A 13,770-nucleotide genomic window follows, 5' to 3' on the forward strand; every position below is an offset into this window, starting at 1 on the left:
TAAGTTTTGTTTTATTTTCTTTTTTTATTTGGTAAATATAATATAAAAGGTAATAAGGAGAAAAAATAATGTTGGAAAAACATGAATTAGTAGAAAAAATATTATTAAGTACTGATGTAATTAATAATAAAATTATTGAACTTGCAAAATCAGTTAATAGTTATTATAAAGATAATAAAGAGCCCATTATTTTAGTAGGGATATTAAGAGGATGTTTACCTTTTTTATCACAATTTATGTTGAACCTTAAGATTGATTGTTTCGTTGATTTTATGTATGTAGAGTCATATTTAGGACAAACAAAGGCGGTAAATAAACCAAAAATAAGAATGGACGTTATTAATAATGTTAAGGGTCGTGATTTATTAATTGTTGAAGATATTATTGATTCAGGTAATTCGTTATTTAAAATTCGTGATCATTTACAAGAACTTGGAGCAAAATCGGTAAAAATAATTACTCTATTAGATAAGAAATCTAAAAGAGTTGCTAAAATTGAAGCTGATTGATATGGTTTTGAAGTTCCTGATCATTTTTTAGTGGGATATGGTCTTGATTATGATGAAAAATTGAGAAACTTACCTTATGTTGGTATTGCTGACCTTAATAAAATTGCAATTTTAGAAAAATGTAAAAAAGTAGTTAAGTAAATAAGTTTAGAATTTAATAATAATATTAAAATTTTTATTTTTTAATATAGTTCAAATATAATTAGCATTATTTTATTATGATAAAATTATACTATTAGCATTTTTTAAGTTGTATAAGAATATTGGAGTTATAATGAGCAATCTTTTTGTTAATGTTTTAAGAGGAATCAAGAAAAGATTATTACAATATTTAGGTATTATAATACTATTAGTTATTGTAATTTCTACTCTTTCTGCACTTTATAGTACAGCGTCAAGAGCTGAATCAGGTTTTTATACAGTATTAAACAATAGTGGTAAATATGACTATCGTATTAATTTACAATTATTAAATAATTATAAAGATACTGCTACTGCAACATCAAGAATCCAAACAATTATCAAAAAACAATTTAAAGATTATGATTATCAACAAAAAGTAGAAATTTATAAACAGATAGATGAAATTAAAGAAAATAATCTTAGAAATAATAGTTTTCCTACCCTTTCTTCGGGAGTAGATATTAATAAAGATTTTGAAAATTATTTGTTAAACTGAGGATTAAGTTATCAAGGAATATTATTTAATGATATTTTAGAAAACGAAGTTAAAGATGATGAAATTTATAATTTACAACATTATGAACTTGCTAAATCATTTTTTAAAACTTTTGATTATGAAAACGTTAGTTCTTTTAAAAAAATTTATTATTCATTAGAAAATGGATTTTATACTTCAGAAAAAAGTGAATCTTTTGATTTTACTCCAAAAAGAAATAATATTAATGAAGTTTATATTTCCGAAGGTATTAAACCTATTAATCCATTAGAAATAGTAATCAATCCTGAATTTGCACGTATTAGTAATATTAAATTAAATGATTATATAACAGTTATTGATAAAGTTGAAAAGTTGAAAGTTGTTGGTTTTGGTTATGCTTATTGGGGAATTACTGGTAGTCGTACTGCAACAAATCCTAATCCGACATCTGAAAATACAAGTCCTATTTATATGTCAAATCAATGGTTTAATAATTTAATAAAAGATTCTACATTTAGAACTAATTTAAATAATATATTTTTATTAAAAGTTAAAAATAACGATAACTATTTTGTTAGTAAGTTAGAAGAACTTTTAATTAAAACTTTTAGTTTTAGTTTTGGTTCAATTATTAGTAGTGATAGCGAAGATATTCGATCAGGACAAATTCTAGAGAGTTTTAAAATGGAAAATATAATGTTTACAGCAATTACTCTTGTAGTATTATTAATTATTATTTTTATCATTATGTCATATGTTAGAAAAGAAATTGATTTACAAAAACCACAGATAGGATTATTAAAAGCTCTTGGTTATAGTAATTTTCAAATTGCTATTAGTTTTGTAATTTTAATATTTTTGATAACATTCATTTCTAGTATTATTGGTTTAGGTATTGGTGTAGGGTTACAAATATGATTTAATTCATTAAATAAAATTGGTTTTTTTATGCCATTACCAATACTATTTTTTAGTTGGATAGTATTTATTGTAAGTTTAATAATTATTCCTATTATTTTTATAGTAATTAGTTATATGCAATCGGAAACAAAATTACGCGTTAGTCCATTATTATTAATTTATGATAGACCAAGTAATTCAAGTTCTAAACTAATTTCAGTTTTAAAATACCCCTTTCGTTATTGACCATTTAAACAACGTTTGGCAATTGCTTTTACTCTAAAATCGGTTGGAAAACTATTTTTAGTATTTTTTACTTTTATTTTTGTTAGTTTTTTATTACTATTTCAAAGTTCAGCTACTGATTTATTTGATAATAAAATAAATAATTTATATGGATATTACAATAAAGATGTTAAATGAAATACATCAACTTCATCAATGTATACATATAGTAATGATTCTGATTTAAAAATTGATAAGCATGTTTTTGATTGAGTTTCAGAAAAAGATATTGCGAAAGATAAAGAAACTGGTACTAATAAATATCATCAATGAATAGCTGATGATTTTCATATTGATAATGATAATAAAGCTAAAAAAATTGAAAGTATTATTATTAATAATAACTTTAAAAATTATTTTATGAATAGTGAAGAAATTAATATCCTTTATCAAAAAACTAAGACCAAATCTGATTGTGAAGATTTTATTAATCCAAAAAAGATAATACCTGAACTATTAATGGAAATTATTTGTCAAAATATTCATCAAATATTTAATTATATTTCAACAAATATAGGTATTAATCCAGAAATAAACCCGTTGCCTGGTATTAGTTTAGGTTTAAATATTTATAATAATAAGTATTATCCAACTATTAAAATAAATTTAAGACCTCCTAATGAATGAAAAGAACATAATCAAGGTCGCATGCTCGCAAAAAAAATTAAAGTAACAGGACTTTATAATGATCCATATCAAGATTTAGTTTGAAAAAATTGATTCTTCTTTAAAGAAGCAAAAAATCGTGATATTGATCCTATTTTTAATAATTCTCATAATTTACAAACACAAAAAGTTACTTATACTGATAATCAAGGACAAAATATAACAACTACAGCTTATATTTTACCAGCAGTTATTTCAAAAACATTATCAATTTTAAATGATTATAAAATTGATGATCACTTTTTAATGTTAGCAAGTTGATATAATTATACAATTCCAGTAATTTATCAAGTTAAAGGAATTATTGAAAATAATTTAGACAATTCGAATGTTTATATTAATCTTGATGATTTACGAACATCTATTGGATTAATAAAACCTTCCCCGTCAGAAGATCCAAAACCAATATCAGATTCTTTTAATCATTGATTATCTAAAGAGAGTAATATTTTTCCATTAAATTATATAAATATTTTGCAACCATCTGCAGAATATACTAAAGAACAAATATTAGCAAAAAATTTAGAACCTATTAATAAAATACCTTTTATTAATGATTTAGTTAAAAGATTATTAGTTGAAATATTTGATGGAATTAGAACAATTATAAATATTACAAAAATTTTAACATTATTTGCTGTAGCTTTTGTATTAGTAATTATCGTTAATATGATTTTAGATAATAATTTATTAATTATTGCAATGATGAAATCTTTGGGTTATCGTGTAAATGAAATTAACAGATTGATTATTGGCTCCTATATTATTGCTTTATTGGTTGCTTTTATTTTAGGTACTATTATTTCTTATGTTGTGTGAAATATTATTACTTTAATTATTGCAACTAAAGCAGGCGTTGTTTTTAATGTGGCTGCTAATCTAGTTACAATTTTATCTTGCTTTGGAATGGTACTTTTAATAATGGTTATTGGCTATGCTGTTGGGTTATATTTAATTAAATACAAACCAGTAACAGCTTTATTACAAGGAAGTTAAAATATTTTTTAAGCATTTCTATATAAATAAGGTAAAGTAATTGATAAAATGAGTGTGTTATTTATAAAAGCATGGAATTAAAAAGGAGAAATGATTATGAAAAAAGATAATAAGGAGATTAAAAAAGATGATAAAGACATTGGAAGTAAACAAGTAACTAAAAATAAGTTAGAATCTACTTTTACAAAGAAGTCAGTATCTAAAAATGAAGACGCAATACCACCAGTAACCCATAAATCTCATGATAAACCAGAATCAAAGGAAGAAATAGAAGCTAATAAAGCCAAATTGCAAGCTTTTAAAGATAATCAAAAAGCAATTAAAAAATTAACAAAAACTCATTCAAAAGAAATTTTAGCAGGTAAAATTATATCAATGACTAATAATACTCCTGATACTCAAACTAATGTTATTGAATTATTTGATATTAAAAAATCTTACTTAACTGGAGACTTAGAATATGAAGTATTAAAAGGAGTTAATTTAAAAATTAAATTAGGTGATTTTGTTGTTATTTTAGGACCATCGGGAAGCGGTAAGACAACATTATTAAATATTATTTCGGGATTGGATAAACCTAATACTGGTGATGTTTTTGTGGCGGGATACAATTTATCTTTATTAAAAGATAGTCATTTAACTAAATTTAGACGAGATAATGTTGGTTTTATTTTTCAACAATACAATTTATTAACTAACTTAACTGCTCGTGAAAATGCTGAAGTTGGCGAAAATCTTGCTAAAAATAAAAATATGAGTATTGATGATATTTTTCAAGTTATTGAAATGGATGAACATATGAATAAATTTCCAAGTCAATTATCAGGTGGACAACAACAAAGAGTATCGATTGGTAGAGCACTAGCAAAAAATCCGACAATTTTATTTTGTGATGAGCCAACAGGAGCACTTGATGAGGAAATGGGGCGTAAGGTATTAGAGATTTTATTGGATGTTAATCGAGAATATAAAACATCAATTATTATGGTTACTCATAATCCTAACTTCCAATATGTTGCAAATACTGTTATTAACGTTAAAAATGGTAAAATTATTAGTGTAAAGAATAATGAAAAACCAATGAAACCAAGTGAAATAAATTGAAGTTAATATTATTAATTAAATAAACTAACAAATTGTTAATAGAAAAAATATCATAACAAAGGAGTAAAAATATGATATTTTTTGAAACCCCTAGATTAAAAATTAGATATTGAGAAGATAGTGATTTAGATGAACTTGTTTTATTAAATTCTGATAAAGATATCATGAAATATTTTCCTAGTACATTATCAAAAGATGATACAGAAAAATATTTTTCAAAAATTAAAAATAATTTAAATAATAGTGAATTTGGTTTTTATACTGTTGAATTTAAAAAAGACAATAAATTTATTGGTTTTTTTTATTGGCTTTAGCGAAGTTGATTTTATTGATGATTTTAGACCATGTATTGAAATTGGTTGGCGTTTTAAAAAAAGTGTTTGAGGTCAAGGAATAGCAACAGAAGCAGTTAAAGAATGTTTAAAATATGCAAAAAAAATTTAAAATTCACTGAAATTTATAGTTTTACTAGTATATTAAATATTAAATCAGAAAATGTAATGAAACGAATAGATATGAAAAAAATAAAAGAATTTTATCATACAAAAATAAATAAAAGTGATATTTTAGCAAAACATGTTTTATACAAAATTAATATTTAGAAGGTAAAAATGATTAATAAATTGTCTCTAATTTTTATAGATATCTATTAGTAGAAATATTTAAATTAAACTTTAACCCTTATTATAAATATAAGGGTTGTATTATAAAATTTAAAATTAATTGTTGACAGTAGAATTTGGTATTGAAAATTGATATCATTATGTATAAACCTAAACAATCTTATTTAATTTAATTTTTTTATTTTAAATACTTATTTTAAATACAAAGGATGAAAACAATGAAAGAAACTAAATTTGAAATTAATGGACGTATTTTGACAGAGCAAGAAGCATTAAGATATCAAAAAATACAAGATTTATATAAACAAAATTATGATATTTATGGACGTAATTGAGAAAGAAATTATAATTGTGAAACTTTAAATAGTGAATTTAGAAATAAAAATAAAGAAGAGTTAGCAAAATTTGTTGCTAATTTACCTAATGATCAAATTAAAATGGCGGGTAGATTAATGACAAAAAGAGAAATGGGAAAGGGTTCAATTTTTGCTCATTTGCAAGATCAAACAGGTAAATTTCAAATTTATTTAAAACCAGAATATGTTAATCAAAAAAAATTTGAATGATTTGCAGAATATGCAGATTTAGGCGATTTTTTTGGTATTAAAGGTAAGGTTATGAAAACCAATAAAGGAGAACTAACAGTTCAAATCTATGATATTGTAATGTTATCAAAAGCACTTAGACCTTTACCAGATAAATTTCATGGTTTAACAGATATTGAAGAACGTTATCGACGAAGATATGTAGATTTAATTATGAATCAAGAAACTAAAAAAACATTTTTACAACGTACACAAATTATTAATGAATTAAGAAATTTTTTAAATAATAAAGGTTATTTAGAAGTTGAAACACCTATTTTACAAGAAGTATATGGTGGTGCTGCCGCTAAGCCTTTTATTACTCATCATAATACATTAAAAACCGATTTATATTTACGGATTGCTACTGAATTACATTTAAAAAGATTAATAGTTGGTGGTTTTGAAAAAGTTTATGAAATTGGTAGATTATTTCGTAATGAAGGTATGAGTAAAAAACATAATCCAGAATTTACAACTATTGAAATTTATGTTGCTTATCAAGATATGAAATATATGATGGATTTAACAGAGTCTTGTATAAAACATTTAATTAATACAGTGCATAATAAATTAACATTAGAATATGATGAAAATATATTAAATTTTCAAAAATCATGAACAAAAATTAGTATGATTGATTCAATTAAAAAAGTTATGATAAAAGATGAAGAGTTTACTAAAATTTTCCAAGAAATTAGTGATATGATTTTAAAATATCATAATATTGAAGATGATAATATTAGAAATATTGAAAAGAATAAAACATTTAAACTTATATTAAAACTTGCAAAAAGTTATAAACTTCATATTCCAGATCATTATAATAGTACTGGTCATATTATTAATTTATTTTTTGAATCTTTTGTTGAGGAAACTTTAATTCAACCTACTTTTATTTTTGATTATCCAATTGAAATTTCACCACTTGCTAAATTAAATAAAAATAGTAAAGAGTTTACTGATCGTTTTGAATTATTTATTGCTGGTAGAGAATATGCAAATGCTTATTCGGAACTAAATGATTCTTTGCAACAATATAATCGTTTTGAAGAGCAAGTAAAAGAAAAAAATAGCGGTAATGATGAAGCAGCAACTATGGATTTAGACTTTGTTGAAGCATTGGAGTATGGTATGCCACCAACAGGTGGATTGGGAATTGGTATTGATCGTTTGGTCATGTTAATAACTGGCCAAAATAGTATTAAAGATGTATTATTATTTCCGCATATGAAACCTAGAACTGAAAAATAATTTTTGTGATAAATTTTTATTATATAAACATATAATAAAAATTTATTTTTTTTAAAAAAAGATAAATTAATTAGTTATAATAAAGATAGTTCTTTAGAATAAGGAACGTTTTATTGTTATTAACACAAAAGATTGAAAAATATAAGTTTTCAAACCCATTGTTTTATTTAAAAACAATTGGTTTTTTATTTTTATAAATAAAATTTAGGAGAATAAGATTTATGCCTTGATTTAATGAATTAATAAAAAAATTTAAAAATAATCCTTTAACTGATGAAAATTTAGACGAAGTTGTTGAAACTTTTAAGAATTTTTTTAAAGAATGCAATGAAAAAGATAATTTTTTTTCTAATTCAGAAGATACTGATTTTGAAAACCCAAGTACGTCAGCACCATTAACTCAATTAAAAGAAAATAAAAAAACTGATTTAGATAAATTAATTAAAGAGTTAAGAAATGATTTAAAATATAATTTTTTTTCTTATTTTTGAGAAAAAAAAGAAAATTTAAAATTAATTAGACAATTAGATTATTTTTTAATAGAACTTGATAGTAAAATTAAAGAACAAAATGAAAAAATATTATTCTTGGAGAAAAATAAAACATTAATTGAACAAAATAAAATTAATAAGGGTAGTCAAAATAGTACTGAGTTTACTGAAATCACAGATTATTTTAATCTGTTTAATTTTTTAAGTGAAACAATAAGTAATGATATTATTTTTTTAAAAACAATAAATTTAAATATTTTTGAAAATAAAAAAGAGTTTTTAAAAAAAACACGAGAATTAAGAATAAAAATTGATAAAGAAATTGATAGACTATATCAAAAAAATGAGGAATTAAAAAATAAAAAAGATAAAATTTTTGAAAATCTTTTTAAAGAAGAAGTTATGACTCAATTAATTTTATCTTTTTGAGCATTTAGAATGAAAAGTGGAGATGAATATAAATTAATTTTAAATGAAGATAAAGATTTAAAAAGTAAATTTGATAAAAATTTTGTATTTTTCTTTGAATTAATAGATGACATATTTAACCGATATATTAAAAAAATTATTAAAAATGAAGAAAGAATATACAATGATATATTTGAAAAATATAATGATCGAGAAAAAGAATTAAAAAGTGAACAAAAAGAAACTATTAAAACTAAAGATAAAGTGAAAGAAAATATAGAAGATCTTGAAAATAAAAAACAAGAAACAATAGAAAAAAATAGAATGCTTCAGAAAGAGATAGCAGAAAAAAGAAAACAAATTGAAAATTTAGAAAAACGAAAGAAAAATATAAAAATTAAAAAAATTACTTACTTGCAAGATTTAGAAGAAAATAAAAATAATACTGAAAATCAAATATTTATTCCAAATATTTCAGATGATAAAAAAGGAAAAAAACAATATTTAAAAGAAATAGATGTAGTGATTAAAAAAAAGAATAGTGATATTAAGAAAAAGAATGATTGTATTGCGGAGTTACAATATAATATTACAAGACATAATACTGAGTTAGGGATTAATGATAAAAAAATAAAAAAAATTGAGGATAAAATTAATAAAATTGAGAATTTTTTTAAGCAAAATAAACATACGATGATGTTTGAACTTAAAAAAATAAAAGAAAAATGAATTAAAAATATTAGTAAAGATCAAAAAATATTTATTGATTTCTTAAAAGAAGTTAATAAATTAGAAAATATAGAATTTATTAAGATTATTGAAAATTATTGAGATGAAAATGCTGACAGTATTAAAAAATTTAATGAAAATTTTAACATTCAAAATAATTTAGAAAACATAAGAGAAAAAAAAGAAATAATAGAAAATGAATTTAAAGATGATTTCACAACTTTAGAAATTAATTTTAAATTAAAAGAAAAAGAAATAATAGAAAATGCAATTAGAGAAAAAAAGGAAAAAATTCAGGAGTCTTTAAGAACAATTAATCAATCAAAACTAGTAAGTATTGAAATCCAAACCGAAATAAATCAAGAAAATGAGAAACCTAGTTGACAAGATCAAAAAATTGAAGAACAAAATAAAACCATTGAAAAACTAGAATTTCAAATAAATAATTTAGAAAAAAAAATAATTTCAATAAAGGAATTACATGAAGATGAAGTAAAAGATTTATCTACAACAAAATTGGAAAATATTACAGATTTTTTTGCAATGGAAATTAAAAAAACTACTGAAAATTGTGATAATTTAAAAAATAATTTAAATAAAAAAAATTCAAAAAAAGAAGAACAAAATATTAAAAATAAATTAAATGAAGAAGAAATGAACTTAACATCTTTAAATGAAGTATGAAAATTAATAAGTACTAAAATTCCAGAGTTACAGCAACCTTTATCAGAAGAATCAAAAAATGCAAGCAAACAAAAATGAGAGAATATGGGCTTAATAGAATCTCAATTACCTTTGGAAACAAAAGCAGAAATATTAAATACAATTTAAACCAATAAGATTAAATTTATTATTGTATCAAGTTTAATTTACAGAAAGAGAAAAAAAAGTACATTAGGAAAAAAAGAGTACTTCTTAATAAGAAAAATGAGAAAATGATACAAGTCATTATGAATAATAACTTAGAAAAAGTTAAATTATTAGTTAGGAATGGTGTTAGTATAAATTATGTAATTAAAGATGGTTTCACTATTTTGATGTTATCTATCAAAAATAATGATTTAGAGATAGTCAAGTATTTAATAGATAATAATGAAATTTTTATCAAGTAAATGAATATGGGCATAATGCTTTAATGTTAGTCGCTTGAAATAATCATTTGTAAGTCTTTAATTTTTTTAATGCAAAATACTAACGATATTTTAAATGAAGAAATTTTAGAACAAAATGAAGATAAATTACCAACATATGAAGAAGCAATGAAATTTCAATAAAAAATTAATAAATCTGATTTTTTAAAGATGAAATAGATTTCCAAAAGCAATTATCAACGATAAAAATTTAATTCCTTTTATGATAATAATAATTTTATTAAAATATTAGGGAGCATACCGATGTTGTCAATAATATTCAAATTTGTCTTAAAATTATAAAGTTAGACGAGAATAATTTTGACTTCAATATGCAATTGTATGTTAATCTTAACACTTAGAAAATATTAGTCAACAATAATACTTACTTTTATAACTCAAAAATTCTTATTAAACTTTACGTTAATAAGTTTTATTTTATTTTTAGTTATTTTTTAAATTTAAGTTTTAATTTATAATAACTGGATGGCTGTATTTATTTGATAACATTTAAAATTAACCATTTTTGTATACATATCAATGTTATAAGTTCTATCACCAATCATATGCTTTAAAATTTGTTTAATATTAGTTTCAGTAAAGCAACCAATATTTTCAACTAGTGCTTGGTTTAATACACCATCTTTTGCATTAATAAAATAACCAACTTTTATTTTTTTATATTGTAAAGTTAATGATTGTAAAAAATCAATTAATTCATAATATTCACCTTTGGCAAATAAATTTATTGCATTTTGATAGTGTAATTTAGCAATTTGATTTTTTCTTCTTCCAGCCATGATACCAAGAAATAAAACATGAAAAGCATGAAATTTATCTAAAATAAATTTGGCATTTAAAATGGTAGCAGTTTTTCTAATTCATTTTGCACTGTCTCCACAAACTATTAAATTTGCTTGGTCAAAGTTTTCAAAAAATAAATTACCATATTTTTCTATTAATTTTGCGGTTTTTTCAGCACCAATTTCTGTTTTTGATACTCTTATTTTACATACAGCTCTTTTATTAATTAATTTTCCATTTTTCTTTTTACCAGTACACATTACTATTAATCTCATCGAACATTTTTTACAATTTTTAGTATTGTGTTTTTCATTAAACTTAAATTTTCGATGACCATCATCAATATTTACATATAAATTTTGATTTGGTTGTAATGGTATTTTGGGAATATTTGCTTTTGGTAATTCAAATTTTTGATATGTTCTACAAACTGTACTATTACTTATTAAATCTTCAATAAAAGTATCACAAACATCACGATACTTTTTACCATCAGCAAAATATTTTAAAATTTGTTTAATAACGTTAGGTGCAAGTTTACTATATTTTTTAACACCAAGATAGTTATCTAATAAGGATGCATATTCAGTTTTTTGTTTTTCTATGTTATAATAAGTACAAATACGTCGTTTATAAGTTAATAAACCTTTTTTTGCTTTTAGTTTTCGTTGTCTAAATCTATATGATTTATATTTAGATTTATCACATGTACTTCATAAATAATCATCTATTTTTTTAAATAATTCTTCTGTTTGTTTTAAACTTAATTCATCTTGATTAAAATCGTGTTTGTCTCAATCAAAAAGATTAGGAAATGGTAGTGTTAACATTTTTAATGTTCCTTTCTTTTAAATAATTTAATTTTAACTTATATATGTTAATAAGGAGTAAAATATGGCTTTTATTAGTAGTTATGCACAACTGAATAAAAAATATAATCTTAATTTTAGTGATAATAATTATAGTTTTAGTTGAGATATTTTTAAAGCATTTGTTGGTGATGAATGAGCAGAATATTTTACTACTAATTGTTTTTATCGTTTTATACCAACAGCACGTGGAACAAGAAAAACTTGAAACTGTTTAGCATTTGATTTATTTATATGTTGTAATTTTAGTGATAGTAGTGTCCAAGAAGTAAGAAGATATGAAAATACTCATAGTGAAACTACAATTGGTGCTTTAATGAATGTTTGTCAAGTTTTATTAGATACATATAATATTAATTTATTACCTAATAATCCACATGGCATTAAATGAAAAATTACTAAGGATGGGGGATGTATTATCTTTCCAAGTAATCAACAAATTGATTTTATTGGTTATGCTAATGGTAATAAAATTTTTGGAAAAGAAGCAGGTGGGTCAAGTTTTTTAGGTTCAAGAACAGATGAAATAATCATGGCAGAAGAAAAAGAAACACTTACTGATAAAGAATTAACATATCGCTATGAGCGATTAGAAATATCTATGTTTAGAAGTAACAGAATTAAAGTGTCAAATGAACCAATTAAAGAATGAAATTGAACTTTTATTGATAAAAATATATATAGCCCTACTTTTGGAAAAAAGATTACTCGTTATTTTTATAAAAACTTTTTTATGACTTTTACATGCAATCCTTATGATAAATATCATCCATTTTATTTAAAATACTGTACGCCATTTTTACCATTAAATAATGAAGTAATGGAAAATCTTAAAAAAATTGGCAAAGTTTATTATGAAAATAAAGACATGTTTAGTGGTTTAGGTTTATTTGTTTTAAGATTCACTATTAAACCATTTTGAGATAAGTTACCGGATATCCAAAAAAGAAAATTATTAGAAATGAAAAAAAGTAATGAAGATGAATATAATACTGTTTATTATGGTTTTGAATTTTTAGATAGTGATGCAACAATTTTCCCATTTCAAAAAACAGTAAAATATTGACAATCATATGATTTAAAACAATTTTATAATCAAGAAAAAGAAATGTATAAATTTGATTTTTATAGTGTTGGTATTGATTGAGCTACGGGACCAAAAGACCATACTGTATTTATGGTAGTTGGTTTTAAAGAATATAATAATACTGGTTATTATGATGCTTATATTATTTGTGAATTAGTAGTTACACCAAATGACTTTATAAATGAAAATGAAAAAATTAATGCTTATGTTAATGAAATTTTAGGATTAATGGATAATTTTGAAAATTTTGAACAAGCAATTTATTTTTATGATGATAAAGCAAGAACAGCAATGGATTGATTAAATCAAAAATTAATTGATGAATACAATACTATTTTAATAACACAAACTGCTATTAAACATGCTTCAAATTTAAATCAAGAAGCCGGATTAACTAATAGAGTAGTTTGAATGAGAAATATTATGAGTTATGGAAACTTTTACGCAAATAAAGATGATTTACCAAAAACAACTCAATGTTTAGAAGAATTACGTTATGATGAAACAAAAACTAATATTCCTGACAAAAATATGTATCAAGACCCTTATGATGCTCTGTTTTATGCACTGTATCCATATAAAAATGTAATTAGGGGTAAAAATAATGCTACTGTGAAAAAAAGTATCTTCACATTTGCTATATAATAAACAATTTCAATATAATTAATAG

At 22.3% G+C, this 13,770-nt stretch carries 11 protein-coding genes; 10 read left to right on the forward strand and 1 reads right to left on the reverse strand.

Translation table 4 applies throughout. The features are described from left to right. Window positions 1–68: 68 nt before the first annotated feature. The 9 genes from hpt (at window position 69) to AACK96_RS00120 (ending at window position 10,322) form a co-directional block, all read left to right on the forward strand. Window positions 69–650 (forward strand): hypoxanthine phosphoribosyltransferase, encoded by a 582-nt coding sequence (gene hpt / locus AACK96_RS00080; protein ID WP_338974357.1) that lies wholly within the window; start codon window positions 69–71, stop codon window positions 648–650. 133 nt (window positions 651–783) lie between these two features. Further along, complete coding sequence (locus AACK96_RS00085) at window positions 784–4,017, forward strand: ABC transporter permease (RefSeq protein ID WP_338974358.1); 3,234 nt, start codon at window positions 784–786, stop codon at window positions 4,015–4,017. 96 nt (window positions 4,018–4,113) lie between these two features. Further along, window positions 4,114–5,127: an ABC transporter ATP-binding protein gene (locus AACK96_RS00090; RefSeq protein ID WP_338974359.1), complete on the forward strand. Its 1,014-nt coding sequence runs from the start codon at window positions 4,114–4,116 to the stop codon at window positions 5,125–5,127. Between the two features lie 65 nt (window positions 5,128–5,192). Further along, window positions 5,193–5,435, forward strand: a complete 243-nt coding sequence (locus AACK96_RS00095) for a GNAT family N-acetyltransferase (RefSeq protein WP_338974360.1) — start codon at window positions 5,193–5,195, stop codon at window positions 5,433–5,435. After that, entirely contained in the window at window positions 5,413–5,565 is a 153-nt protein-coding gene (locus AACK96_RS00100; RefSeq protein WP_338974361.1) for a GNAT family N-acetyltransferase, read from the forward strand. The genes AACK96_RS00095 and AACK96_RS00100 overlap by 23 nt, the downstream gene beginning before the upstream one ends. Next, complete coding sequence (locus AACK96_RS00105) at window positions 5,538–5,723, forward strand: hypothetical protein (protein WP_338974362.1); 186 nt, start codon at window positions 5,538–5,540, stop codon at window positions 5,721–5,723. Before AACK96_RS00100 ends, AACK96_RS00105 begins: the two co-directional genes overlap by 28 nt. A gap of 239 nt (window positions 5,724–5,962) precedes the next feature. After that, a complete protein-coding gene (locus tag AACK96_RS00110; protein WP_338974363.1) occupies window positions 5,963–7,582 on the forward strand; it encodes a lysine--tRNA ligase in 1,620 nt (539 codons plus the stop codon). 221 nt (window positions 7,583–7,803) lie between these two features. Beyond that, window positions 7,804–10,041, forward strand: a complete 2,238-nt coding sequence (locus AACK96_RS00115) for a hypothetical protein (RefSeq protein WP_338974364.1) — start codon at window positions 7,804–7,806, stop codon at window positions 10,039–10,041. Between the two features lie 104 nt (window positions 10,042–10,145). Next, a complete protein-coding gene (locus AACK96_RS00120) occupies window positions 10,146–10,322 on the forward strand; it encodes an ankyrin repeat domain-containing protein (RefSeq protein WP_338974365.1) in 177 nt (58 codons plus the stop codon). Window positions 10,323–10,813: 491 nt separating this feature from the next. On the opposite strand, the gene AACK96_RS00125 is transcribed toward AACK96_RS00120, so the two are convergent. Beyond that, entirely contained in the window at window positions 10,814–11,974 is a 1,161-nt protein-coding gene (locus AACK96_RS00125; RefSeq protein WP_338973382.1) for an Mbov_0401 family ICE element transposase-like protein, read from the reverse strand. A 64-nt stretch (window positions 11,975–12,038) separates the two neighbouring features. Between AACK96_RS00125 and AACK96_RS00130 the strand changes: the two genes are divergently transcribed. Further along, the gene (locus tag AACK96_RS00130) at window positions 12,039–13,745 is read left to right on the forward strand and encodes a hypothetical protein (RefSeq protein WP_338973384.1); all 1,707 of its coding nucleotides are present in this window, start codon (window positions 12,039–12,041) and stop codon (window positions 13,743–13,745) included. Window positions 13,746–13,770: the final 25 nt, after the last annotated feature.

Origin of the sequence: Spiroplasma endosymbiont of Tricholauxania praeusta, assembly GCF_964019535.1 — a bacterium.
Classification (GTDB): domain Bacteria; phylum Bacillota_I; class Bacilli_A; order Mycoplasmatales; family VBWQ01; genus Spiroplasma_E; species Spiroplasma_E ixodetis_A.